This window comes from Xenophilus arseniciresistens (assembly GCF_028023875.1).
Taxonomy (GTDB): Bacteria; Pseudomonadota; Gammaproteobacteria; order Burkholderiales; family Burkholderiaceae_C; genus Xenophilus; species Xenophilus arseniciresistens.
Window position 1 is genome coordinate 179,145 of record NZ_JAQIPB010000001.1, and the last position, 24,806, is coordinate 203,950.

22 protein-coding genes are annotated in these 24,806 nt (G+C 68.7%); 15 read left to right on the forward strand and 7 right to left on the reverse strand.

Going from position 1 to position 24,806, the window contains the following annotated elements:
* Window positions 1–301: 301 nt before the first annotated feature.
* Both PGB34_RS00775 and PGB34_RS00780 read right to left on the reverse strand, forming a co-directional pair.
* A complete protein-coding gene (locus PGB34_RS00775; RefSeq protein WP_271426159.1) occupies window positions 302–1,345 on the reverse strand; it encodes a hypothetical protein in 1,044 nt (347 codons plus the stop codon).
* 49 nt (window positions 1,346–1,394) lie between these two features.
* A complete protein-coding gene (locus PGB34_RS00780; protein ID WP_271426160.1) occupies window positions 1,395–2,180 on the reverse strand; it encodes a hypothetical protein in 786 nt (261 codons plus the stop codon).
* A gap of 527 nt (window positions 2,181–2,707) precedes the next feature.
* Between PGB34_RS00780 and PGB34_RS00785 the strand changes: the two genes are divergently transcribed.
* Window positions 2,708–3,709: a DUF4365 domain-containing protein gene (locus PGB34_RS00785; RefSeq protein WP_271426161.1), complete on the forward strand. Its 1,002-nt coding sequence runs from the start codon at window positions 2,708–2,710 to the stop codon at window positions 3,707–3,709.
* A gap of 201 nt (window positions 3,710–3,910) precedes the next feature.
* Here PGB34_RS00785 and PGB34_RS00790 read toward each other — a convergent pair whose 3' ends face one another.
* Together PGB34_RS00790 and PGB34_RS00795 are read right to left on the reverse strand one after the other, a co-directional pair.
* The gene (locus tag PGB34_RS00790; RefSeq protein ID WP_271426162.1) at window positions 3,911–4,582 is read right to left on the reverse strand and encodes a ChrR family anti-sigma-E factor; all 672 of its coding nucleotides are present in this window, start codon (window positions 4,580–4,582) and stop codon (window positions 3,911–3,913) included.
* The gene (locus PGB34_RS00795; RefSeq protein ID WP_271426163.1) at window positions 4,579–5,178 is read right to left on the reverse strand and encodes a sigma-70 family RNA polymerase sigma factor; all 600 of its coding nucleotides are present in this window, start codon (window positions 5,176–5,178) and stop codon (window positions 4,579–4,581) included. Before PGB34_RS00795 ends, PGB34_RS00790 begins: the two co-directional genes overlap by 4 nt.
* A gap of 237 nt (window positions 5,179–5,415) precedes the next feature.
* Between PGB34_RS00795 and PGB34_RS00800 the strand changes: the two genes are divergently transcribed.
* The 3 genes from PGB34_RS00800 (at window position 5,416) to PGB34_RS00810 (ending at window position 8,959) form a co-directional block, all read left to right on the forward strand.
* Complete coding sequence (locus PGB34_RS00800; protein ID WP_271426164.1) at window positions 5,416–6,822, forward strand: NAD(P)/FAD-dependent oxidoreductase; 1,407 nt, start codon at window positions 5,416–5,418, stop codon at window positions 6,820–6,822.
* Window positions 6,819–7,640: a DUF1365 domain-containing protein gene (locus tag PGB34_RS00805; RefSeq protein ID WP_271426165.1), complete on the forward strand. Its 822-nt coding sequence runs from the start codon at window positions 6,819–6,821 to the stop codon at window positions 7,638–7,640. Before PGB34_RS00800 ends, PGB34_RS00805 begins: the two co-directional genes overlap by 4 nt.
* Before the next feature lie 86 nt (window positions 7,641–7,726).
* Window positions 7,727–8,959 carry an SAM-dependent methyltransferase gene (locus PGB34_RS00810; protein WP_271426166.1) on the forward strand — a complete coding sequence of 411 codons (1,233 nt, stop codon included), beginning with the start codon at window positions 7,727–7,729 and terminating at the stop codon, window positions 8,957–8,959.
* A gap of 22 nt (window positions 8,960–8,981) precedes the next feature.
* Here PGB34_RS00810 and PGB34_RS00815 read toward each other — a convergent pair whose 3' ends face one another.
* Window positions 8,982–9,905, reverse strand: coding sequence for a ParB N-terminal domain-containing protein (locus PGB34_RS00815; protein WP_271426167.1), 924 nt, complete (start codon window positions 9,903–9,905; stop codon window positions 8,982–8,984).
* A 227-nt stretch (window positions 9,906–10,132) separates the two neighbouring features.
* Here PGB34_RS00815 and PGB34_RS00820 point away from each other — a divergent pair, with 227 nt between their 5' ends.
* Both PGB34_RS00820 and PGB34_RS00825 read left to right on the forward strand, forming a co-directional pair.
* Entirely contained in the window at window positions 10,133–11,197 is a 1,065-nt protein-coding gene (locus PGB34_RS00820; RefSeq protein WP_271426168.1) for an alpha/beta fold hydrolase, read from the forward strand.
* Window positions 11,198–11,256: 59 nt separating this feature from the next.
* Window positions 11,257–11,718: a DUF411 domain-containing protein gene (locus tag PGB34_RS00825; protein WP_271426169.1), complete on the forward strand. Its 462-nt coding sequence runs from the start codon at window positions 11,257–11,259 to the stop codon at window positions 11,716–11,718.
* 11 nt (window positions 11,719–11,729) lie between these two features.
* Here the strand turns inward: PGB34_RS00825 and PGB34_RS00830 are convergent, their stop codons facing one another.
* Window positions 11,730–12,890 carry a lipid A deacylase LpxR family protein gene (locus PGB34_RS00830; RefSeq protein WP_271426170.1) on the reverse strand — a complete coding sequence of 387 codons (1,161 nt, stop codon included), beginning with the start codon at window positions 12,888–12,890 and terminating at the stop codon, window positions 11,730–11,732.
* Between the two features lie 239 nt (window positions 12,891–13,129).
* On the opposite strand from PGB34_RS00830, the gene PGB34_RS00835 reads away from it, so the two are divergent.
* The 8 genes from PGB34_RS00835 to PGB34_RS00870 all read left to right on the forward strand — a co-directional run bounded on the left by PGB34_RS00835 (window position 13,130) and on the right by PGB34_RS00870 (window position 22,271).
* A complete protein-coding gene (locus PGB34_RS00835) occupies window positions 13,130–13,447 on the forward strand; it encodes a DUF4148 domain-containing protein (protein WP_271426171.1) in 318 nt (105 codons plus the stop codon).
* A 27-nt stretch (window positions 13,448–13,474) separates the two neighbouring features.
* On the forward strand, window positions 13,475–14,161 hold the full coding sequence (locus tag PGB34_RS00840) for a heavy metal response regulator transcription factor (protein WP_271426172.1): 687 nt from the start codon (window positions 13,475–13,477) through the stop codon (window positions 14,159–14,161).
* Window positions 14,158–15,561: a heavy metal sensor histidine kinase gene (locus PGB34_RS00845; protein ID WP_271426173.1), complete on the forward strand. Its 1,404-nt coding sequence runs from the start codon at window positions 14,158–14,160 to the stop codon at window positions 15,559–15,561. The genes PGB34_RS00840 and PGB34_RS00845 overlap by 4 nt, the downstream gene beginning before the upstream one ends.
* A 104-nt stretch (window positions 15,562–15,665) precedes the next feature.
* Window positions 15,666–16,955 carry a TolC family protein gene (locus PGB34_RS00850; protein ID WP_271426174.1) on the forward strand — a complete coding sequence of 430 codons (1,290 nt, stop codon included), beginning with the start codon at window positions 15,666–15,668 and terminating at the stop codon, window positions 16,953–16,955.
* Between the two features lie 56 nt (window positions 16,956–17,011).
* Window positions 17,012–17,554, forward strand: coding sequence for a hypothetical protein (locus PGB34_RS00855; RefSeq protein ID WP_271426175.1), 543 nt, complete (start codon window positions 17,012–17,014; stop codon window positions 17,552–17,554).
* Between the two features lie 77 nt (window positions 17,555–17,631).
* Window positions 17,632–18,696, forward strand: coding sequence for an efflux RND transporter periplasmic adaptor subunit (locus PGB34_RS00860; RefSeq protein WP_271426176.1), 1,065 nt, complete (start codon window positions 17,632–17,634; stop codon window positions 18,694–18,696).
* 7 nt (window positions 18,697–18,703) lie between these two features.
* On the forward strand, window positions 18,704–21,826 hold the full coding sequence (locus PGB34_RS00865; RefSeq protein WP_271426177.1) for an efflux RND transporter permease subunit: 3,123 nt from the start codon (window positions 18,704–18,706) through the stop codon (window positions 21,824–21,826).
* 55 nt (window positions 21,827–21,881) lie between these two features.
* Window positions 21,882–22,271: a hypothetical protein gene (locus PGB34_RS00870; RefSeq protein ID WP_271426178.1), complete on the forward strand. Its 390-nt coding sequence runs from the start codon at window positions 21,882–21,884 to the stop codon at window positions 22,269–22,271.
* Between the two features lie 30 nt (window positions 22,272–22,301).
* Here PGB34_RS00870 and PGB34_RS00875 read toward each other — a convergent pair whose 3' ends face one another.
* Window positions 22,302–22,760: a hypothetical protein gene (locus tag PGB34_RS00875; protein WP_271426179.1), complete on the reverse strand. Its 459-nt coding sequence runs from the start codon at window positions 22,758–22,760 to the stop codon at window positions 22,302–22,304.
* Between the two features lie 1,038 nt (window positions 22,761–23,798).
* Between PGB34_RS00875 and PGB34_RS00880 the strand changes: the two genes are divergently transcribed.
* Window positions 23,799–24,725, forward strand: a complete 927-nt coding sequence (locus tag PGB34_RS00880) for a LysR family transcriptional regulator (RefSeq protein ID WP_271426180.1) — start codon at window positions 23,799–23,801, stop codon at window positions 24,723–24,725.
* Window positions 24,726–24,806 lie beyond the last annotated feature (81 nt).

Here is a 24,806-nt window from a genome sequence, read left to right on the forward strand (position 1 = left end):
GCAGGTCGTGCACGAGCGACGCTCAATGCGCGGCGATCTCACGAAGACTCGAAATCTAAACGTAGGCACTCGCAGCGGCCGCTGACTTCTCTGCTCTGCCAGGGTTGCAGTAGTGTTGGCTGGCCCTGCTTCATAGCATTTGCATCGTTGTAAGGCCAACCACGAGGTGCTCCAACTTTAGGACGGGGAGAGGGGGTTCGACTGCGTGTTGAAGGCCGCGCATGCAGCAAGGCTGCGCTTCTCGTAATTCGCCTCAAGCGTTTTCGAATTCTGCTCTTGACTCGAAAAGGGGCGACTCGCTCTACCATTGCTCCTCGGGAAGCGCGCGCAATTTCTCCACGATGTCGGAGATGTGCCCCGGGTAGTCGCCATTGAAGTACTCGAACATCAGCGGATTCGCAGCAAAGAAGTGCGATGACAACTCGACCCATTCCTTCGTAGTGATCGTGCCGTTCAGTTTGAAGACCTTCTGGTACGTCGGCTTCACGTGCCACGTGTGCTTGTAGGTCATGTTGAAATCGCTGTCGCGACGCGCGAAATACTCCGCCGAGGTCAGATACTGAATGGCGCCGTCAAAATGCCTGAACACACCTTTTGCCAGATCAAATTCAGCGTGCAGGTAGCGGGCCGGATGATGCGGTACGCCTCGGAGTGAGGTCAAGACGGATTCATCCTTTAGCTCCAAAGCTTGGAAAGTCTTGATATTGCCGGATTGCGACCATTTGATGTCGATGCAATAGGCGCTCGCAAAAAACATCTCCACGCGAACTCGGCTCAAGTCACTCGGTGGCCTGAGTTTTACGTTCCCAAGCCCAATCGACGCAATGTCGTCATTGAACGGTGGTCCGTACCAAGTGTCGAATTCACCGTACCCCATCCCATCCAGGTCAACACGCACCCTGTCTTCGTCGAGCGCGACCGATTTATCAAGACCTAGCGAGTTGAACGACCAGAAGAGATCAATGAACCGCGGTGCCCAGTTTCCATGCGGATGCATCTGCCGGCGGAAGCTAGGATGCGCCATGGCAATGAAGTCCGGGCCTTTGAGACAGCCTTCGGAAGGCCCTGGACGGAGAACTTTAGCGAGCTCATTCCAGCCGTAGAGCCCATCCCGACCATTGGGTTGAACGTCCAGCAGCGAGCGCAATACCCCAGGCGCAGACGCTGTCACGCCAAGTGGCGGCGAATAGTTGAAGGCTGCGTCTGAGAGCTGAACACCGCGCGTACGAGCGTAGGCCTTGAATTCCTGAATTCGCGTCGATGCCGCACGCAGCTCGTCCTGCTCAATCTCCCGCATACGCGCTTGGTGCTGGGCGAACATCTCTTGGTGGTCGCTCTCTGCCATACACACCCCTCAGTTCCTTGCAAATACCGCCCGGCAAAGGCAGTAGTGTTCAGTTGAAGGTAAAGGCCTTCTCGCCTACGGTGATGACCGTCTTCATTCCGCCGGAGATCAGCTCAGCTACCAAGCTTCCCGGCATCCGCACCGCGGCTGGAATCAGGCAGGCGTAGACGTCGACACCGCCATAAAGACACAGCCGGTAGGCGATGAGCCCACGTTCGTCGGTGGGAAATCGCTGGTAGTAGAACACTTCGGGATTGCCGCCTGTTCGAGGCATTGAATCCGCCTCATACCGGTAACGTGCCTCGACGAGCTTCTGCCAAGTGTGGGCGTGCCCCGGCTCGTGCTTAATGAATCCTGGAATCAGCCGCACTTCCCCCTCGAAGCGGCGGCCAAAGTCATGAAAATAAAGCCCGCGCAGCATGTGTTCGAAGCATTTGTACAGCCTCGCAACGTCCGGCGTGCCCCAGATCACATCCATGAAAAGGTTGCCGTCGAGTACGAGGCGCTCGATTCGCCTAGGCTTGAGCACCGTGCTATTGAGCACTCTGTATGAACTGCGTCGAAGGGCCCGATCCACCTTGCCAGTCCAGTGCCGGTAGCCGATGGAATTGTTGCCAACGATGCCGGCCAAGCTCATCATTAGAAACTCGTCGTCGCAGGACTTGGCGGCGTTGTGGGCGGCACAGGACGGAACGGTGATCAGCTCCTTGCGCAAGTTCAGCCCCCCAATGTCCTTCGATTCGGGAAACAGGCATTTGGGCGGGACATGCTCGCGCGAGACCGCCAGAGCGGAGCACATGTAGCAGGTTTCTTCGAGCTGCGTGTCGTTCGCCATGGTTACGAAATTATCCTGCAGCTATCGCAGCGCTTCGAGCCGCTCCATGGCTTCCCGCCTTCCTATCTTTCGTAAAGCGGAATGGCAGACAGGTCGTCATCCTGGCGGCAGCTACCACCTTCACACTTGTAGACCGTCTACGCAGACACGCCCAGAAGTTTGCCGAAGTCCGCTGAAAACAAGCAGAGACGCTTGCGTTGCTAGGCAAAACCCGCGGGGCGCCATCGGGGTTCTCCAGCAGCGGGCGCGCTTCCAGCCGCGCCACCTTTGAAGCCTTGGCGGCTCGTTTGGCCTGGCGCTTCAATTGATCCACCCGTCGCCCCGATGCCACGATTTCGGAACGGTAGTTGGCGACGGCGCGCCCGAGCGAGTCGGTATTCGCTCGCAGCTCCTTGCGGGCCAAGAGGGCGATCTCTTCCAAGAGAACCTGCGCTATATTGGGCATGCACGAATGCTGCCCAACAATGTGTGAACTGCCGAGAGCCAGAAGAAGGTTAGATCTCAGAGAATCAGGCGCTGGGGAAACGATGGACTTACCGAAAGCTGGAAGAGCCTATGCGCAGGAACGCCTTGGCATCGCTGCGTTGCAAATGCATGCGGCGAAGCGAGGCCAAATCTGGCGCGAGACGGGCACCGGAGATGTCGGCATCGACGGCAACCTAGAATTCGTCACTCCGGAGGGTTTTGCGACAGGCAGGATCGTGGGAGTGCAGGTGAAGGCCGGGCCATCCTATTTCAAGCACGCCACGGCTGAGGGGTGGAAGTTCTATCCTGAAGATAAGCACAAGAGGTATTGGGAGTCGTATCCACTACCTGTGCTGCTGGTGATTCATGATCCGGATAGCAATAAGAGCTATTGGACGGATGCCCGCCAGGTGCTACGAACGCCAGGCACGGAGAGTGCATACATCGAGATCCCGCGGCGCAACGACCTAGACGAGACTGACGTGTTCGCGCTCTTCCGTAATGCCGGCTTGCAGGAGCAACCATTCATCTCGGATCTGAATGAAGTCCTCATCGTGCTGCTGCAAACCCAGTCGCAAGAAGCATCTTTCCCCCTGAGCTACTTCGACATGTTCGTTCAAGGGCTCACGAATATCTGCCGCAGCCTTTACTACGGGATGGATCTCGTCACGAACGCGGTAGAGTTCAACCTCGCCGCCAGCGAATTTGAGTTCGGCATGGGGATGGGCGACACCGAACACCAATTCGTCTTTGGTTTCGTCAAATTCCTTCAGGCCCAGAACCTCGCACAGATTGACTATGCGGACTGCCTAATTGATTGGGTCGACCGAGAAATGCAACCTAATTTCGTGGCCCCCCTTACGCAGCGCGGTAGGAAGCTCGTTGACCTCATCTTCAAGAAGGAGGCGAGGCTGGTCGAACAAGGGATGCTTCCCGCAGGTGACGGGCGGCACGTCGCCCAGGAAGGTTTTTTCGGGATGGCTGTCGAGTCCTACTATCCCCGGCTACCCCTCATCCGCGCTTTCCAGCAGGCGATCAAGGACGAGCCTCACAATCTGGCATAGTCGCAAATCTGGAACCTTCCCGTTTGCCGCTCAGCTCATGGCCAATTGCATCGAGTTTACTCATCGGTCAAAAATTTAGGACCGAGCCCTTAAGCAGGTCTTCGTTGATGCCAGCAAGCTATCGGTGCTTCCGCTCTCGACCAAAGCAGTCCTTTACACGGGCATGCGCGACCGGCTGCTCACAGTCTTCACCCGCCCCCCCTACATCCCCACCAACGCCCCCAACCTGCGCGCAATAAAACCTTCAAAGAGCACGCGCCCCTGCACGGCCGCCAGGCAGATGCATTCGCTGCCGGCCTGCACCACGGGCTGGTGATGCACTTCGCCATCAGCCACGTCGAAGTCGCCCGGGCCGAAGTGGGCCCGGCCGTCGTGGAAGCTGCCATGCAGGATCTGCGTCATCTCCCAGTCGCTGTGCGAGTGGCGGGGCAGGTACTTGCCCGCGCCGATGCGCAGCAGGAACACGTTGGCCGCCGGGTCGGCCGGCACCTGCACCCGGCTGAAGTACATGCCGGGGCCGATCCAGCGCCAGCGCGTGGCGGTGCAGCCGGCCATCGCGCGCGGCCAGCTGGCGCCGGCGGGCAGCGGCGGCAGGCCGCGTGCGGGGGGCTTTGCGGCCACGGGTGCGGGCGCGTCGATGGCGGCCAGGGCGCGGGCCAGGGCGTCGGGCTGCATCGAAGCAGCCGGCAGCTCTTCAAGCAGCACGCCGCCCAGGGCCTGCAGCTGGCGCAGGCGCTCGGCGCACTGCGCGCAGACTTCCGCATGGCTGGCCACCAGCAGGGCGGCCCCCATGGGCAACTGGCCGCCGGCCTGGGCCAGCAGCAGATCGTCGGCAGGATGGTGCTGCACGTCGGGGGTCATCATCGGGCTCATTGGCTGGCCTCCTCCAGCGCCTGCAGCCGCCGCCGCAGGTTGGCCACGGCCAGGCGCACGCGCGACTTCACCGTGCCCAGCGGAATGTCCAGCAGCTGCGCAATGCGGGCATGGGGCTGGTCTTCGTAGTACGACAGGCGCAGCACTTCGGCCTGCTCGGGCGGCAGGCCGCGCAGCGCCGCATGCAGGCGGGCCTGCTCGCGCATGGCGTCCAGGTGATCGCCGGGCGCCGGGGCGTCGTCCACCAGCGTGTCGGGGTCGATTTCCACGGAATCCTGCTCGGCCTGGGTGCTGGCGCGGCGGTGGCGGTCCACGCGCAGGTTGCGCGCGATGGTGAACATCCAGGTCGAAACGGCGGCCTGGCTCGGGTCGAACAACGCGGCCTTGCGCCAGAGAGCGACCAGCGCTTCCTGCGCCAGGTCTTCGGCCACGTCCTCGGGCGTGCCGCCGCGCATCAGGTAAGACTTGATGCGCGGCGCGAAATGCGTGAAGAGCTGGCCGAAGGCCACGCGGTCCTGCGCCTGCGCCACGGCCAGCAGCCAGGCCGCCAGTTGCTCGGGGCTTGGCGCGTCGGCGCGGACAGGGGCAAGCGGCACGATGGACAAGTGGCGGGCGGGCACATGCGCCGGTGAGGCTGCAGACGATGAAAGTGAATTGGATGGCAGAGCCATGCCCATCTTACGCAGCCACCCTGCCGCCGGATCACCCGAGCCTGCGCGCCCAGGGCCTGCACGCGCGGCGCGCGGCATCTTGAACCGGCGCTGCCGGCAGATCCAAATCGCGCGGCCGTGCGTACAAGGGCGGGCCACACAGCGCCGGCTTCAAGGACCTCCATGCGTTTCGACTCCTCGCCCACCGGGAATGCCCCGCAGCCGCCCCAGCCCGGCCAGGGCCCGCTGCACGTGGCGGTGGTGGGCGGCGGCATCTCGGGGCTGTCGACCGCCTGGCTGCTGTCGCAGCGCCACAGCGTGACCGTGTTCGAGGCCGAGGGCCGCCCGGGCGGCCACAGCCACACGGTGGACGTGCCCCACGCCGCGGCAGCCACCGGCGCGCTGCCCGTGGACACCGGCTTCATCGTCTACAACGAACCGGCCTACCCCAACCTCACGGCGCTGTTCGCGCACCTGGGCGTGGCCACGCGTGGCAGCGACATGTCTTTCGCCGTGAGCCTGGACCAGGGCCGGCTCGAGTACGCGGGCACCAACCTCAACGGCCTGTTCGCACAGCGCAGCAACCTGCTGCGGCCGCGCTTCTGGCGCATGCTGGCCGAGCTGCTGCGCTTCTATCGCGAAGCGCCGCGCGACGCCGCCGAAGCCGGCATGGAAGCGCTGGACGCCTACCTGGACCGCCGCGGCTACGGCCGCGCCTTCCGCGAAGACCACCTCTACCCGATGGCGGCGGCCATCTGGTCCACCGGCGTGGGCGACATCGGACGCTACCCCACCGAAGCCTTCGTGCGCTTCTGCGAGAACCACCACCTGCTGCAGCTCAGCGGCCGGCCCCAGTGGCGCACTGTGGTGGGTGGCAGCCGCGAATACGTGCGCAAGCTCAGCGCCGGTTTTGCGCATCGCCTGCACCTGAACAGCGCCGTTCAGGAGGTGCAGCGCGACGCCCGGGGCACGCGCGTGCGCACCGCCGCGGGCTGGCACCCCGACACTTTCGACGCCGTGGTGCTGGCCTGCCATGCCGACCAGGCGCTGCGCCTGCTGCCCGATGCCAGCGCGCAGGAGCGCCGCCTGCTGGGCGCCTTTGGCTACAGCCGCAACGAAGCCGTGCTGCACAGCGACCCGGCCCTGATGCCCCGCCGCCGCGCCGTCTGGGCGAGCTGGAACTACCTGGCCCAGGCCGGCGCGCAGGCCGGCCCACCCTGTGTGAGCTACTGGATGAACCGGCTGCAGCCGCTGCCGCCCGAGCGGGCGCTGTTCCTCACGCTCAACCCCCGGCTGGCGCCGCGCGCGGCGCACGTGATCCGCACGCAGACCTGGGAGCACCCGCTGTTCGACGCCGCGGCGCTGCGCGCGCAGCGCGAGCTGTGGTCCCTGCAGGGCCGCCAGCGCACCTGGTTCTGCGGCGCCTACTTCGGCGCCGGCTTCCATGAAGACGGCCTGCAGAGCGGCCTGGCCGTGGCCGAGGCCCTGGGCCAGGTGCGGCGCCCGTGGCAGGTGGCGCGGGAGTCGGGGCGCATCCACCTGGGCGGCAGCGCCGCCCCGGCCCTGCCCGCGCCGGAGGCCCGCGCATGAGCCTGGATGCGCCGCACAGCCCCGCCCCGGCCGGCGCCAGCGCGCTCTATGCGGGCCGGGTGATGCACCAGCGCCTGCGGCCCCGGCGCCACCGGCTGAGCTACCGCGTGTTCTCGCTGCTGGTCGACCTGGAGGAGCTGCCCGCGCTGCACCAGCGGCTGCGCTGGCTGTCGGTGGACGGCTTCAATCTGTTCAGCATCCACCAGCGCGACCACGGCGCGGGCGAGCCCGAGGGGCCGCGCGCCCATGTGGAGCGGCAACTGCAGGCGGCCGGGCTGCACGCGGGCGGCGCGATCCGGCTGCTGACCATGCCGCGCATCCTGGGCTATGCCTTCAACCCGCTGTCGGTCTACTTCTGCCATGCGCCTGGCAGCGCCGCGCTGCAGGCCATCCTCTACGAGGTCAACAACACCTTCGGCCAGCGGCACAGCTACCTGATTGCCGTGCCGCCCGGGCAGCCGCCGGGCCAGGCCGTGGTGCAGCAGTGCGACAAGGGCTTCCACGTCTCGCCCTTCCTCGATCTGGCGCTGCAGTACCGCTTCGAGGTGCGCCCGCCGGCCGACGCGCTGCACGTGGGCATCCAGGTGCGGGACGCGCAGGGCGCCGTGCTGGTGGCCACGCTCGATGCGCGGCGCCGCCCGCTGTCAGACCGTGCGCTGCTGCGCGCCTTCTTCAGCCATCCGCTGCTCACGCTCAAGGTGGTGGGCGCCATCCACTGGGAAGCGCTGCAGCTGTGGCTCAAGGGCCTGCGCATCCACCGCCTGCCGCCGGCCCCGGCGCAGGCCGTGTCCATCGTCCGCCACCCACCGCCGCCATGAACACAAGTTCCCTGTCCTCCCTCCCCGCCACCATGCCCGGCAGGGCCGATGCCCGGGGCGCCGGGAAGCCCCGGATTTTTTCGCTGATGCCCGGTTTTCTTCTGAATCGTCCCGCGCAACGCCTGCTGGAGCGGCTGCTGTCCCGGGTGCAGCATGGCTGCGTGACCGTGCAGCTGCCCGACGGCCGGCAACTGGAGGCCAGAGGCCCGCTGCCTGGCCCGCAGGCGCAGTTGCACATCGTGCGCTGGCGCGCCCTGTGGCGGCTGCTGCGTGAAGGCGATCTGGGCTTTGCGCGCGCCTACGGCCTGGGCGACTGGCACACGCCCGAGCTGGTGACGCTGCTGGACTTCGCGCTGGCCAACGAAAGCGCCTTCGGCAGCGGCCTGCAGGGGCAGCGCTGGGCCCGCGTGCTGGCGCGCGTGGGCCATCTGCTGCGCGCCAACACCCGGCGCGGCAGCCGCGACAACATCGCCGCCCACTACGACCTGGGCAACCATTTCTACGCCCAGTGGCTGGACCGGCAGATGCTCTATTCGAGCGCGCTGTACCGCAACAGCCGGCAGAGCCTGGAGCAGGCGCAGGAAGAGCGGCTGCAGCGCATCCTGCAGCTGATGGACACGCCGCACGGCGGCCAGGTGTTGGAGATCGGCTGCGGCTGGGGCGCGCTGGCCGTGCGGCTGGCCCGCCAGCGGCAGGCGCGCGTGACGGCCCTGACGCTGTCGCGCGAGCAGCTCGCGCATGCACGCCAGCGCGCCGTGATGGCCGGCGTTTCGCCGCTGGTGGAACTGCGCCTGCAGGACTACCGCGACACCGAAGGCCAGTACGACCGCATCGTGTCCATCGAGATGGTCGAAGCCGTGGGCGAGGCTTTCTGGCCGGCCTACTTCGACACGCTCAAGCGCTGCCTGCGCCCCGGCGGCAAGGTGGTGCTGCAGGCCATCACCATCGACGAAGCGCATTTCGAGCGCTATCGCCAGGGCGCCGATTTCATCCAGCGCTGCATCTTCCCCGGAGGCATGCTGCCCACGCCCACCATCCTGCGCCAGCAGGCCGAGCGTGCCGGCCTGGTGCTGCGCGAATCGCAGCGCTTCGGCGCCAGCTATGCGCTGACCCTGGCCGAATGGCGCCGCCGCTTTCTGGCCGCCGCGCCGCAGATCAGCGCGCTGGGCTTCGACCGCGACTTCCGCCGCCTGTGGGAGTACTACCTGTGCTACTGCGAGGCCGGCTTCAACGCCGGCCGTGTGGATGTGGGGCTGTACGTGCTGGAGCACGCGGACTTCGGCGACGAAGGCGCCCCGCCCGCAGCGGCAGCGGCCTGAGGCGCCCGCGCGCGGCTCAGGCTCAGAACGGCGGATCGCTAGGGTCGGCCTGCGCGGGCACGGCGGGCTCGTCCGCCTGGGCCGGTGCAGACGACGGCCCGAGCAGGTTCAGCACCTGCTTGCGCAAGGTGGCCACCTCGCGCTTGAGCTGGGCGTTCTCGGTCTCCAGCTCGGCCGTGCGCTTGCGCAGCGCCAGCAGTTCCTCGTTCTCGGAAGGGGCCGCGGCGGCGGGCGCGCCCTCCTCGCCCTCGGCGGCTTCGGCCTTGTCGCGCGGCGGCTTGCGCTTGGCCTCGCGCACGCGCTTGGCGGCCTGCTTGAGTTCGTCCTTGCCCGCGGTGGCGGCGGCCACCTGCTCTTCGGCGGGCAGCGTGGCCACGGCCGCGGCGGCGCTCAGCGACAGCGTGCCGGCCTTCACGGCCTCCACCACCTCGGGGGCGGCGCTTTGCTGGATCTTCTCGATCAGCTGCACCTGGTTGCTGCGCAGCCGCGCCGCGCGGGCCAGGGCTTCGCGCGTGCTCAGGGCCTCCTCGGCCGAGGGCGCGGGTGCGGCCACGGGCGCGTCGGCCGCGGCAGGCGCGGCGGCGTCGGCGGCCGGTGCGGGCGGCGGGGCCTGGCGCGCATGGCGCTCGGCCACGATCTCGCGCTTGCGCAGCGCCAGCACGCCGCGCTGGAAGTCGCTCAGGCTGCGCCGGCCCAGGTGCTGGTCGATCATCCACAGGTGCACGTCTTCCATGGACTGGAAGCGCGTGTTCTGCACCGTCTGGAAGGGCAGGCCGTGCTTGCGGCAGATGCCGTAGCGGTTGTGGCCGTCCACCAGCACGTTGCCCCACAGCACCAGCGCATCGCGGCAGCCTTCAGCCAGCAGGCTGCGCTCCAGTGCCTGGTATTCATCGGGCGTCAGCGGATCGATGTAGGCCTTGAGTTCTTCGTTGACGACGATGTCCATTGCGCGCTGCCGGGAAAAAGGCGCGGATTCTAGGACGCGGCAGCCGGCACTCCCGCCCGCCCGCGGCGCGGGCCGTAGCCCGCGTCCGACAAGCGCTTGCTCGGCGGGATGGCGCCTGCGTCCGAATCGGTGCCGGTACAACGAAGGTCCAGAGCCCTGGCGGCTTTCGTGCGCCCTTGCGTGCGCGGCTGCGCCAATCCTCGCCACAACACTCAAGGAGCCGCATCATGAACGACACACCCGCTTCCAAACCCCCGGTGCCGGCCTCGCCCGGTGCCGACGCGCGCGAGCCCCACACGCCGCCGGCCGAGCCCGGCCCCGGCCCGCGCACCGGCAGCGCGCTGGTGGGCGCGGCCGCAGGCGCCGGCCTGGGCATGGTGGTGGCCGGCCCCATCGGCGTGGTGCTGGGCGGCACCTTGGGGGGCGTGGCCGGCGCGATCGGCGCCGCGGCCACCGGCACCGGCGTGCTGCCCGAGCCGGCCGCGCCCGACCCGGTGCACCTGCACATCGACGACAGCGGCGGCACCGGCCGGCCCGTGGTGCTGATCCATGGCTGGCCGCTGTCGGCGCTGGCCTGGGAGCCGCAGACCCAGGCGCTCAAGGAAGCAGGTTTTCGCGTAGTGGCGTATGACCGGCGCGGCTTCGGCCGCTCCGACAAGCCCGCGGCCGGCTACGACTACGACACCCTGGCCGACGACCTGGAGCGCGTGCTGGACGACCTGGGCCTGGAAGACGTCACGCTCGTGGGTTTCTCGATGGGCGGCGGCGAGGTCGCGCGCTACGTGGCGCGCCATGGAGAGGCGCGGCTGTGCAGCGTGGTCTTTGCCGCGGCCGTGCCGCCAGCCATGCTCAAGACCGCCGACAACCCCGACGGCCCGCTGACGCCCGAGGCGGCCAAAGCCATGAAGAAGGGCGTGGAAGACGACCGCGAAGCCTTCTTCGAGCAGTTCACGCGTGATTTCTTCTCGGTCGATGGCCAGTTGCTGGTCAGCGAGCCGGTGCGGGCCCAGGCACTGGCCCAGTGCCACCAGTCGGCCCAGGCCGCCACGCTGGGCTGCATGGACGCCTTCGGCCGCACCGATTTCCGCGAAGACCTGCAGCAGATCACCGTGCCCACGCTGGTCATCCATGGCGATGCCGACGCGATCGTGCCGCTCGAAGGCTCGGGCCTGCGCACGCACCGCGCCGTCGCGCACAGCGAACTGGTCACGATCGCCGGGGCGCCGCACGGGCTCAATGCCACGCACGCGCCGGCGTTCAACGCGGCGCTGCTGGACTTCCTGGAACGCTGAGCGCCACGAGGGGATTTGCGGGGGCGCGGTCGCGCGCGGCGGCCCACAATGCGCGCACCATGACCTCATCCGCCCGACGCACCCTGCTCCTGGCCGCCCCGCTGTGGGCACTGGCTCCCACCCTCGCGCTGGCCGCGGCGCCCACCGTGGAAGTGTTCAAGGACCCAAGCTGCGGCTGCTGCGGCGACTGGGTCAGCCACCTGAACCGGCATGGCTTTGCCACCCGCGTGCACGACGAAGGCAACAACGCGGCCCGCGCGCGGGCCGGCATCCCCACCCGGCTGGGCTCGTGCCACACCGGCTTCGTGGGCGGCTATGCGCTGGAAGGCCATGTGCCGGCTGCCGACGTGCAGCGGCTGCTCAAGGAGCGGCCCGCCGGCGCCATCGGCCTGGCGGTGCCGGGCATGCCCATCGGCTCACCGGGCATGGACGGCCCGGCCTACGGCGGCCGGCGCGACGCCTTCGACACGCTGCTGGTGTTGGCCAACGGCCAGACGCGGGTCTGGCAGAGCCACCGCTGAGGCGCTGCGGCTTAAAAGCGCCGGCTGATGGTGAAGCTGCCGAACACCGGCAGCTGCTTCTGGCCCTGGAACTCGCGCGTGCGGTGGTAGCGCGCGAAGGCGAACTTCCACGGGCCGTGGGTCAGTGCCAGGCCGTAGCCCAGGTCGGCCACCGCATGGCGCATGTCCACGCTGTGGCTGTTCTTGAAGGTGTTGCCGTTGAGCGTGATGTCGTTGAACACCAGGCGCAGGTCGGTGGTCACGAAGGCATGGCCGGCCCAGCCGCTGCCGGCCACGCTGCCCAGGCCGCGCGTGGGTGCCGTGTTCTCGCCCGCCGGGCGCAGCGGCGTGCTGCCGAAGTCGTCGGGCAGGCGCCAGCCGTAGCGCAGTTCCACGCCCGCGTTCAGGTACGACTGCAGGTTGCCCACCGCACCCCCCCAGTGGCCGATGGCGTCCCAGCTCCAGCCGCTGCGGTCATGCTCGGGCGCCCAGCGCTGCATGCGCTCGTGCACGAACTGCACCACGAACTCGTCGCGCAGCTGGTTGCCCCAGCCGTTGGCGCGCTGGTCGCCGATCAGCTTGTGCACGGCGTTCTGCGTCTGCCGGCCCAGGGCCGAGGGGCCGACGATGCCCAGGCGCAGGTGCGAGGTGCGCAGCACGTCGCCGCTGCGCGCGTTGTAGCCCACGCTCAGCAGCAGCGCGCCGGCGTAGGGCCGGTCGTCGCGGATCAGGTCGCTGCGCGAGATGTCCTGCGGCGTGAACAGCCCCTGGCCGAAGCTGAACACCATGTTCTGCTGCTCGAAACCGTCGTGGCTCAGCCCGCTCAGGTAGCGGTTCAGCCCGCGCGCCATGGCCGGCAGGCAGGGGTCGCTCAGGTAGTCGACCAGGTTGGGCGAGACGACCGTGAGCAGCACGCCGTTGGTGTAGCCCTGGTCCTGCTGGCTGCCGCCGAACAGGTCGTTGTCCACGCGCAGGTTGGCCGTCCACTGGCCCTGGCTCAGGGCCGATCCGCCGGCGCACAGGGTGGATCGCGCCGGCACCGGCGCCTGGGTGGCGGCGGCCGCATCGGCCTGCACCGCGCCGCCCTGGGCCTGCGCCGCCGTGGCGGCGGCCCCCAGTGTCAGCAAGGCGGCCAGCCGACGGCCGCGCGCAATGAATGTCTGCCCTTGCTTGCCCAAAGGGTTCCTGTGCATGCCTTCCTCTTCCCGATGCGCCTTGCGCATGATGATGATCTGGAAGCGGCGAGCCTAATGGCAAAGCATCATCCGCGTGTGTAGGGGGGCATCCAGCACCATGCCTGGCGCCCCAACGGATCGCCTGCGCGGCATGACAGACATGTCATCGGCCTGAAGCCTGTCTGTGGGTCTGGCTTTCTACAGTGGGACGCAGAGCAGCACAGCTCTGTTTCACCACCCTCCGCCAAGGAACGACCATGCACCCTTCTGCATCCCCCCGTCTGTCCCGCCTTCTTGCTTCGCTGGCCCTGGCCGCAGCCGTGGCGCCCGCCATGGCCGCCGGCGGCGCGCCGGCCGGCAGCGGCGGCACCGCAACCCCGCTCACCCGCGCCCAGGTGCATGCCGAGGCCGTGGCCTGGACGCAGTCGGGCCTGGGCCAGATGGCCTACGGCGAGATCGGCGCAGACAGCCGCGGCCCCAGCTACGAGCGCGCGCTGCAGGCCTTTCGCGCGCTGAACGAAGGCCGCCAGGCCATGGCCGCGCCGCCAGCGGCCGCCGCGCCGCGTGCGCCTTGAGCCTGCGCACACCACTACCATCGCCGCATGTACCTGCTGGTTGTAGAAGATGAACAGAAGCTGGGCGACTACCTGCGCAAGGGCCTGAGCGAAAGCGGCTTCAACGTGAATCTGGAGCGCGACGGCGCCGTGGGTTTCGAGATGGCCCGCAGCGGCAACTACGACGCCATCGTGCTCGACGTGATGCTGCCCGGCATGGGCGGCTTCGATTTCGTCAGGGGCCTGCGCCGCGCCGGCGTGCGCGTTCCCGTGCTCATGCTCACGGCCCGGGACGCGGTGGAAGACCGCGTGCAGGGCCTGGAAAGCGGGGCCGACGACTACCTGGCCAAGCCCTTTTCCTTCTCCGAACTGCTGGCCCGCGTGCGCGCCCTGCTGCGCCGCAGTCCGCTGCAGGACGCCACGCGCTATGCCCTGGCCGACCTGCAGCTGGACCAGACCATGCGGCGCGTGCAGCGCGGCGGCCGGCGCCTGGACCTGACGGCCAAGGAATTCGCGCTGCTGTCGCTGCTGCTGCGGCGCCAGGGCCAGATCCTGTCGCGCGCGGTGCTGGCCGATCAGGTGTGGGGCATGAGCTTCGACTCCGAAACCAATGTGGTCGAGGTGACGGTGCGGCGCCTGCGCGCCAAGCTGGACGACCCCTTCGAGGTGAAGCTGCTGCACACGGTGCGCGGCATGGGCTACGTGCTGGAGTGCCGCGACCCGGCAGGGCGATGAGCGCCACCCGGCCGCCCGAAGGCGCTCGCACCGCAGCGCGTCAGCGCGAAGGTGCCCCAGTCAGCGCGGGCTCCATCCAGGCTTCGCTGTCGCGCTGGCTGGCCGTCCAGACGCTGGTGGGCCTGAGCGTGGTCTGCGCGGGCATCTATGCGGCCATCAGCTGGGGCCTGGCGGCCAAGCACGAGGACGAATACCGCCAGCACTACGAGATGGTGCGCCACGCCATTGGCGACGGCAGCCACGGCACGGTCACCGATGACGAAGACGACGTGCAGCACAAGCTGCGCGACATCTTCGCCAGCCACCCCGACCTGGCCATCGAGCTGACGCTCAGCGACCAGCCCTTCTTCGCCCACCAGCCGGCCACCACCGGCCCCACGCGCTGGGTCTGGCGCGACGCGCCCGAGGGCGAGCTGACGGTGCAGGGCCAGCCGCTGAAGGCGCGCATGGCCCTCGATGTGGGCCGCGACGACCTGATGCGCGAACGTCTGGGCTACACGCTCATAGTCACGGCGGCGCTGGGCTCGCTGCTGGTCTCGCTCACGGGCTTCTGGCTGGTGCGGCGCAGCTTGGCGCCGCTCAAGCTGCTGGCGGCGGAGACCGCGGAGGTCGGCCCCGACCGGCCGGGCCGGCGCATCGCCGCCGGGGCCTATGCCGCCGAGCTGCAGCCGTGGATCGAGCAGTTCAATGCGCTGCTGCAACGCGCCGAGGGCGCCTACGCCCAGCTCGAGGCCTTCAACGCCGACCTGGCGCACGAGCTGCGCACGCCGCTGTCGAACATGATCGCGCAGGTGGAGGTGGAGCTGGGCCGCAGCCGCAGCGAACAGGCGCTGCGCGAGGCGCTGGGCTCGTGCCTGGAGGAAGTGCGGCGCATGTCCGCCATCATGGCCGACATGCTCTTTCTGTCGCAGGCCGACCGCGGCGCGAAGGCGCGGCGCTCGGCCCCCTGCAGCCTGGCCGAGCAGGTGCAGGCGGTGGCCGAGTTCCACGAGCCCGAGCTGGAGGCCAAGGCGCTGAGCCTGGACGTGCGCGGCGACGCCCAGTTGGCGGTGGACACCGGGCTGCTGCGGCGCGCGATCTCCAACCTGATGAGCAATGCGGTGCGCCACGCCGAGCCGGGCAGCACGCTGGTGGTCAGCATCGAGCCTGCCGCCAGCGGCGTGAGCATCAGCGTGCAGAACCGCGGCCCCGTCATCGCGCCGGGCACGCTGGAGCGCATCTTCGAGCGCTTCTTCCGCGCCGACGCGGCGCGCACGGGCTCCTCGCAGCACCACGGCCTGGGGCTGGCCATCGTGGCGGCCATCGCGCGCATGCACGACGGGCGCACCTTCGCCAGCAGCGCGCTCGGCCTCACGCGCATCGGGCTGCACCTGGCGCATCCGCCCTCGCGCCAAAAATGACAAGGATGTAATCCTGGCGTGATCCAGCCGGCGATCTGCCTTCCTAGCATGTGTGCATCCCATTCAGGGCGCCGGTGGCCTGGCCGCCGCCGCCCGTCGCACCCATGCAGCTTTCACGCTTCGCCCTTCTGGCCTGCGCGCCGGCCGTGCTGGGCCTCCTGCTCGCGCCGCCCGCAGGCGCACAGGCACAGGCCCCCGCCGCCGCGGCACCGGCCGTTGCAGCAGCAGCCCCGCCGACCGCCAGCACCTCGCTGAAGGACGCCTTCGACGCCGCCTGGCAGCAGCAGCCCGAGGCCCGCGCCCTCGCCCAACGCCGGGTGGCCGCCCAGGCCACGCAGCGCGCCGCCGACACCTGGACGCCCGCGCCCATGGCGCTGGAGCTGGCCCACACCAGCGACCGGCTCAACAGCAACGAAGGCCAGCGCGAATGGGAAGCCGGCATCGCCATCGCGCTGTGGCGGCCGGGCGAGCGCAGCAGCAGCCGCGCGCTGGCCGAAGCGCAAGCCCAAGCCCTCGAGCGCCGCGCCGATCTGGCCCGCCTGCAACTGGCCGGCCGGCTGCGCGAAGCCTGGTGGCCGCTGGCCCAGGCGCGGCTGAACCACCAGTTGGCCGACCAGCAGTTGCAGCTTGCCGAGCAACTGGCCGCCGACGTGGAGCGGCGCATGCAGGCCGGCGAGCTGGCCCGCAGCGACCTGCTGCAGGCGCAAGGCAGCGTTGCCGCCGCGCGCGCGACGCAGGCCGAAGCCGCGCAGGCCCAGGTCGAGGCCGCCCAGCGCTGGCAGGCCGTGGCGGGCCAGCCGGCAGCGGCCGATGCCGCCCTGCAGCCCGAGGCCGAGCCCGCCGCCGAAGCCGCGGCCGCCTTCGACAGCCACCCCAGGGGCGCCGAGCTGGCGCAGCGCCTGGCCGTCGCCCAGGCCAGCGCCGCGCTGACGCAGCGCCAGGGCGCGGGCAACCCCGAGATCACGCTGGGCACCACGCGCGAGCGCGGCAGCTTTGGCGAGCGCGGCCGCTACGCGCTCAACATCGGCCTGCGCCTGCCCTTCGGCCAGTCGGCGCGCCAGGAAGCCCAGTGGGCCAGCGCCCAGGCCGAGGCGCTCGAACTCGAGGCGCAGTTGGAACAGGCCCGGCTGGGCCTGGCCACCGAGCAGCACAGCCTGAAGGCCCGCGTGGCGGCCATGCGCGTGCGGCTGGCCGCGGCCCGGCAGCGCGCGCACCTGGCCGAGCAGACGCGCGAGCTGATCGACAGGTCCTTCCGCCTCGGCGAGTCGGACCTGCCCACCCGCCTGCGCACCCACCACGAAGCCGTCGAGGCCGCGCGCCAGCAAGCCGCCGCGCGGCTGGAGCTGGCCAGCGCGATCTCGCAATGGCGCCAGTCGCTGGGCCTGCTGCCCTGAGAAGGTAGTCCATGGCCCACGCTGTCTCCTCCTTCCTTTCCCTCCGCCCCGTATCCATGAATGTCCTTCGACCCGTCGCCGCGCTGGCCCTGTGCGGCGCGCTGCTCACGCCGCCGGCCCTGGCCCATGAAGGCCACGACGACGCGCCGGCCGCGCCCACCGGCCAGGCCCCGCCGCGCTTCGCGCTGGAATCCGAAGCCTTCGAGCTGGTGGGCGTGCTGCAGGGCCAGCGCCTGGCGATCTACCTGGACCGCCACGCCAGCAACGAGCCCGTGAACGACGCACGCATCGAACTGCAACTGGATGAGGCCCGCTACAGCGCACAGCCGCACGGCAACGGCGAGTACGAAGTGATGCTGCCCCAACCGCTGCCCGCGGGCGACGTGGCGGTGACGGCCACGCTGGCCCTGGGCCAGGAGGCCGACCTGCTGGCCGGCGATCTGCACATCGAGCAGGCCGCGCATGCGGACCCTGCCGCCATGCCGGCCTGGCGCCGCTACGGGCCTTGGGCTGCGGGGGCGCTGGCGCTGGTCGCGGTGCTGGGTCTGGCGCTGAGCCGGCGCAAGGGCAGTGCCTCCGTCGAAGGAGCGCGCGCATGAAAGGCCTGAATCTGGATTGGCTCCTCTGCCCGCCGGGGAGCGGGAGAACCACCGCGGCGCTTGGCATTGCCCTGGTGATGCTCGCCGCACCCGCCTTCGCCGGCCCGGGGCACGACCATGGCGATGCCCCTGCTGCCGCCAGCAGCAACGGCCCGCAGCGCCTGCCCGATGGCAGCGTGTTCCTGCCCAAGCCGGCCCAGCGCCAGTTGGGCGTGCGCACCGTGCTGGCCGAACGCGGCCAGCATCCGCGCAGCATCGAGCTTGATGGCCGCGTGGTGATGGACCCGCAAAGCGGCGGCCGCGTGCAGGCGCTGGTGGCCGGGCGCGTGCAGGCAGGCCCGCGCGGCCTGCCCGAGCCCGGCCAGGCCGTGCGCAAGGGGGAGGTGCTGGCCTGGGTGCAGCCGGCGGCCCCGCCGCTGGAGCGGGCCTCGCAGGCCGCGCAGCTGGCCGAGCTGCGCGCGGCGCAGCAGCTGGCCGAAAAGCGCGTGGCGCGCCTGCGCGCGCTCAGCGACACCATCCCGCGCAAGGACATCGAGGCCGCCGAAAGCGAGGCCGCGAGCGCGCGCGAACGCGCCCAGGCCATCGGCGCGGGCCTGTCGGGCCGCGACCCGCTGGTGGCGCCGGTGTCGGGCGTGCTCGCCTCGTCGGCCGTGGTGGCCGGCCAGGTGGTGGATGCGCGAGAGACCCTTTTCGAGATCGTGGATCCGCAGCGCCTGCGCATCGAGGCGCTGGCCTATGACCCCGCGCTGCCGGCCGACATCGCGGGCGCGAGCGTCGCCGTGGGCGGCACGCGCGTGCCGCTGCGCTTCATCGGCGCCGCGCGCAGCCTGCGCGAGCAGGCGCTGCCGCTGTCCTTCGGCGCGCAGGCCGACGCGCTGGCTTCTCTGGCCGTGGGCCAGCCGCTGCGCGTGCAGGTGCACAGCCGCAGCACGGTGGAGGCCATCGCCGTGCCGCAATCGGCGGTGATGAAGAACGCCGCCAACCAGGCCATCGTCTGGGTCAAGACGCAGCCCGAGCACTTCGCGCCACGCCCGGTCACCGTGGCGCCGCTGGACGGCGTGCGCGTGGCCGTCACTTCGGGCCTTCAGCCCGGCGAGCGCGTGGCCACGCAGGGCGCCGCGCTGATCAACCAGGTTCGCTGACACCATCATGTTCAAGTGGCTTCTGGACCACAGCCTGGCCAACAGGCTGCTGGTGATCATCGTGGCGCTGGCGGCCATGGCCTATGGCCTGTTCACGCTTTCGCGCACGCCGGTGGACGTGTTCCCCGACCTCAACAAGCCCACGGTGACGGTGATGACCGAAGCCGGCGGCATGGCCGCCGAAGAGGTGGAGCAGCTCATCACCTTCCCGCTGGAGACGAGCATGAACGGCCTGCCCGGCGTGGAGACGGTGCGCTCGGTGTCCTCGGCCGGCCTGTCCTTCCTCTACGTCACCTTCGACTGGGGCACCGAGATCTTCCGCGCGCGCCAGCTGGTGTCGGAGCGCCTGTCGGCGATGGAGGAAGGGCTGCCGAACGGCGTGGTGCCGCGCATGGGGCCGGTCAGCTCCATCATGGGCGAGATCATGCAGATCGCCATTCCGGTGGACGGCGAAAAGATCTCGGCCATGGCCGTGCGCGAGTACGCCGACTGGGTGCTGCGCCCGCGCCTGATGTCGGTGCCCGGCGTGGCGCAGGTCATCCCCATCGGTGGCGAGGTGCGGCAGTTCCAGGTGCAGCCGATGGCCGCGCAGATGGCGCAGCTGGGCGTGTCCTTCGAGCAGCTCGAAGCCGCGCTGCAGGGCTTTTCGGCCAACACCTCGGGCGGCTTTCTCGAAGTCAACGGCCGCGAATACCTGATCCGCCACCTGGGCCGCACCTCGCGCCTGGACGACCTGCGCCGGCTGGCCGTGGGCAGCCGCAACGGCCAGCCCATCCTGCTGCACCAGGTGGCGCAGGTGGCCTTTGCGGCGGCCATCAAGCGCGGCGACGCGGGCTTCGAAGGTCGGCCCGCCGTGATCCTGGGCATTCAGAAACAGCCCACGGCCGACACCATGGCGCTCACCGGCCAGATCGAGGACGCGCTGGCCGGCATGAAAAGCTCGCTGCCCGCGGGCATGGATGCGCCGCGCGTCACCTTCCGGCAGGCCAGCTTCATCGAAGTCTCCATCACCACCCTGCAGGGCAAGCTGATCGGCGCCTCGGTCTTCGTGGCCGTGATCCTGTTCTTCTTCCTGGGCACCGTGCGGCCCACGCTGATCGCGCTCACCGCCATCCCGGTGTCCATCTTCATCACGGCGCTGGTGTTCCGCTGGTTCGGCATGTCCATCAACACCATGACGCTGGGCGGCCTGGCGATCGCCATCGGCGGCCTGGTGGACGACGCGGTGGTGGACGTGGAAAACATCATGCGGCGACTGCGCGAGGACCGCGCGCGCCAGCCGATGCGGCGCCTGAACCCGCTGGAAGTGGTCAAGCGTGCGTCGATGGAGGTGCGCTCGGCCATCCTCTACGCCACGGTCATCATCGTGCTGGTGTTCCTTCCGCTGTTCGCGCTGCCGGGGCTGGAAGGGCGATTGTTCGTGCCGCTGGGCGTGGCCTTCATCGTGTCCACGCTCGCCTCGCTGCTGGTGTCGGTGACCGTGACGCCCGTGCTCAGCTACTACCTGCTGCCGCGCATGAGGCGGCTGGATCACGGCGACACGAAGCTGCTGGCCTGGCTGAAGGCGCGCTACGGCCATGGCCTACAGGCCGTGCTGCGGCGCCCGCGCATCGCCATCGCGTCGGCCGCCGTGGCCGTGCTGGCGGCGGGCGCGGCGGTGCCCTTCTTCCCCACCACCTTCCTGCCGCCCTTCAATGAAGGCACCCTGCTGATCGGCATGCGGCTGAACCCGGGCGTGACGCTGGAACAGAGCGCGGCCCTGGCCAGCCAGGCCGAGCGCCTGGTGCGCGCGGTGCCCGAGGTCACGCACGTGGGCCGGCGCAGCGGGCGGGCCGAGCTGGACGAGCACGCCGAGGGCGTGCACGTGAGCGAGCTGGACGTCGGCCTGCTGCCCGCCGCTGCATTGCAGCGCCCGATGGCCGAGATCACGGCTGACATCCGCCGGCGCATCGCGCATCTGCCCGCGGCCATCAGCATCGGGCAGCCCATCTCGCATCGCATCGACCACATGCTTTCGGGCGTGCGCGCGCAGATCGCGATCAAGCTCTTCGGCGAAGACCTGGACGTGCTGCGCGGCCAGGCCGAGCTGCTGCGCGGGCGGCTGGCCGGCATCCCCGGCCTGGCCGACCTGGAGGTGGAAAAGCAGGTGCTGTCGCCGCAGATCAAGGTGCATGTGGACTACGACCGCGCCGCGCAATACGGCGTGTCAGCGCCTCAGGTGCTGGCTTCCTTGCAGCGGCTGGTGGAAGGCCAGCGCGTGTCGCAGGTGACCGAGGGTGCGCGCCGCTTCGCGCTGGTGGTGCGCCTGCCCGAAAGCGCCCGCAGCGCCGAAGGCCTGGGCCAGTTGCTGATCGAAACGCCGAACGGCCATGTGCCGCTGTCGCGCATCGCCACCATCGAGGACGGCGACGGACCCAATCAGGTGAGCCGCGACGACGGGCGCAGGCGCATCGTGCTGCAAGCCAATGCGTCGGGCCGCGCGCTGTCGGAAGTGGTGGCAGACATGCGCGCGGCGGTGGCCGGCATGAAGCTGCCCGAGGGCTACTTCATCACGCTGGGCGGCCAGTTCCAGGCCCAGGAGGAAGCCTCGCGCCTGGTGGGCCTGCTGTCGCTGATCTCGCTGACCCTGATGTTCGTGGTGCTCTACAGCCGCTACCAATCCGTGGTGCTGTCGGTGCTCATCATGGCCAATATCCCGCTCGCGCTGGTGGGTGCGGTGATCGGGCTGTGGCTGTCGGGCCAGCCGCTGTCGGTGGCCGCGCTGGTGGGCTTCATCACGCTGGCGGGCATCTCGGTGCGCAACGGCATCCTGAAGGTCAGCCACTACATCAACCTGATGCGCTTCGAGGGCGAGCAGTTCGACGTGAAGATGATCGTGCGCGGCTCGCTGGAGCGGCTCTCCCCGGTGCTGATGACCGCGCTGGTCACCGCCTTTGCGCTGGCGCCGCTGCTGTTCGAAGCCGAGCGCCCGGGCACCGAAGTGCTGCATCCCGTGGCCGTCGTCATCTTCTCGGGCCTGATCAGCTCCACCCTGCTCGACACCTTCCTCACGCCCGCCCTGTTCTGGCTCTTTGGCCGCAGGAGCGCACAGCGCCTGGTCGAGGCCTCCGACGACACGCAGGCGCTGTGAACGCGGCCCGGCCTTCCCGACTGACCCCATCCCAACCCCCAAAGGAGTTCTGCGCATGACACCCCGCATCCGCCCCATGGCCCTGGCCGCCGCATTCGCCGCCACGATCCTCGGCCCCCTGCCCGCCCTGGCCGACCCCAGCCACGACCTGGCGCCCGCGCATGGCGGCGTGGTGGTCGAGGCCAGGCATGTGGTCTATGAACTGGTGGCCAAGGCCGACCGCCTGCAGCTGCACCTGCGCGACCACGGCAAGCCCATGCCCGTGGCCGGCGTGAGCGCCAGGCTGACGCTGCTGACCGGCACGCAGAAGCAGGAAGCGACGCTGCAGGCCGTGGGCGACCGGCTTGAAGCCACGGGCAGCTTCAACGTGGCGGCGGGCACCAAGGTGGTGGCCGTGGTGTCACGCAACGGCAAGAACCTGGGCACCGCACGCTTCGCGCTCTGAGCCCAGGGGTGAGAGCTGCGCCTGACGGCTTCAGTAGGAGGACGCCAGCCACTCGCCGTCGTCCGCATCCAGATCGCTCGGGCTTTCGCTGCGGTTGTCGATGCGGTGCAGCACTCCCTTGCAGTAGTGCCACAGATCTTCACGCTCCACGTGCTCGCCGTTAAGCAGGCTGGTGATGCGCTGCCGCCAGGAGGGGTCGCTGACATGCACGAGCGGTTCGCTGGGAAAGTCCCGCACCAGCTGGCGCTCTTCGCACACGATTCGGACATGGCGCAGGCGGCGAGACAGCGTGACCGCGGCCATGAAGTGGTCCACCGCCGTCGCCGGGCCCTGCACCATGTGGAAGACACCCATGCCATCGTCCAGCAGCGCACTGGTCACCTGGGCCTGCGCCGCCGCCTGCCGGGCGAACTTGATGAACACCTCGGCCGGCCACCGGCCTGACTTGCTGCGCCCCACGTACACCACCAGCTTGTTGTGGCCAAACAAGATGCACTCCTCAATCGTTCTGCTGCATTTTGTTTCAGACCGTTAATCCGAAAGCACGCAGAGACTGAAGAAGAGCACTGTTACAAGATCACACTTCCGGGTAGGCGGGCCCGGCGCGGCCCTGCGCGAGGGCGCTCAAAGGGGCGCTTTTGCAGCGGGCCCGAGGGACGCGGCGCTGCGGCGTTGGCAGCAATCTCTTCCTTGGACGACTCAGGAGCGTGCAGACCCGCCCGGTGCCGCCTCATCGGCCCGCGCCGTGAGGGCCGCGCGGGGCTCGGACGATTCCATGCGCAGCGCCACGGCATGCTCCGGTGACAGCAGCAGCGAGGCCTTGCAATAGGCGCAGCGATAGGCCCTGCGGCCCAGGACGAACCGCATCCACAGGCTGCGCCGGACCCGTTCCGGGTAGCAGTGATCGCAACATTTTCCGTACAGCGCCACAAGGACCTCTTTGAGCCGAACAGCGGGGAAACAAAGACAAGCCCACTGCTGTTCGGCCGGCGGGGTGGATGCCGCAACCGGGCGTTCCGGCAGCGATTGACAAAAGATTAACAGTATCAAGCTTACTTTGTGTGACATTTCGCACGAAATTCGTCATATTGATCGCGTGACGCCGTGCGAAAGCGTCAGTTCTGCTTTTAAGCGGATGGCACTTCTGCTGCAGCAAGCGCTGCATTCCGCACACGGAAACGGCCCCGCCGTTCCGTTACATCCGGATGGGCGCTTCGAAGAAATGACACAAATTGATTTAACGAAGTGCCAAAGATTGCCGCTGAAAGGCAAATTGCTGGGCACTCAGCCCGGCCGCGAGGCCCGGCCAGGGCCTGGGTTGCGTCTAGAGTCTGACCCACCGGCGACGCCACCCAGAACAAAGAATATTTGCGGGCGAAGCGGTCTCTGCTGACGTTGGAGGTCCGGCAGTTTTGCGACGAAAGCGACCCAAGCCCGGTGACCGGGGCGGAATGAGGCGCCAGTGCGCAATGGGAACTCCTGCGAAGGCGCGAGGTGCGGAAATTCCGAAACCAGTCGAGCCGAGGCATGCTGAATTCCAATTGGGACAATTTGCGGGTTTTTCTTGCCGTTGCGCGCCACAACTCGGCCGTGGAGGCGTCGGCTTCGCTGTCCCTGGACCATTCCACGGTCACCAGGCGCCTGAAAATCCTCGAGCGCGAGCTCGGCACCCAATTGTTCGGCAGGAACTCCCAGGGCCATGTGCTGACCCATGCCGGGCGCCAGCTTCTGCGCTCGGTCGAGGCGATCGAGAACAGCTTGTCGATGGTCGAATCACAGGTTGGCCACGACAACAAGACGCTGATCGGCAAGATCAGGCTGGGCGCCACCGAAGGATTCGGCAGCTTTTTCCTCACGCCCCATCTTTGCGATTTCTGCGAAAGGCATCCGCAAATCCGCGTGGATGTTCTTTCGATGCCGCGGTGCATCAACCTTTCCAAGCGGGAGGCCGACCTGGCAATCAGCGTGGACCGCCCGACGGCCGGCTTTTACGTGGCCTCCAAATTGTCGGATTACCGGCTTCGGCTTTACGCAACGCCCAATTACCTGGCCAGCCATCCGCCCATCAAATCGGTCGCGGATATTTCTCATCATCGGCTGATCGCCTATGTGGACGAATTGTCTTACAGCGACGAACTCCGGTACGTCGAAAAACTCGCACCGGGCGCGCTCGTGCGTCTGCGCAGCACCAGCATCATTGCGCAATTGAATGCCGCACGGCGGGGCAAGGCACTGGCCATTCTTCCGTGCTTTCTGGCCACCCCATGCGCCGACCTTCTGCCGGTTTTGCCCGACGAAGCCTCGCTGGTGCGAACTTTCTGGCTCATTGCCCACAAGGAGCAGCGCGAAATCGCCCGCATCCGCGTGCTGTGGGATTACCTGCGCCAGACCGTGGAAATCAACCGCGACTTCCTGATGGGTGACAGCCAGGAACTGCGCTTCCTCGATGACTGAGCCATTGGGTCCGACCATCATGTGCCAGCCCAGTCCACGGCAATCCTGCCGCACCGTTTGGAAGCACTCGCGCTCCCCCCC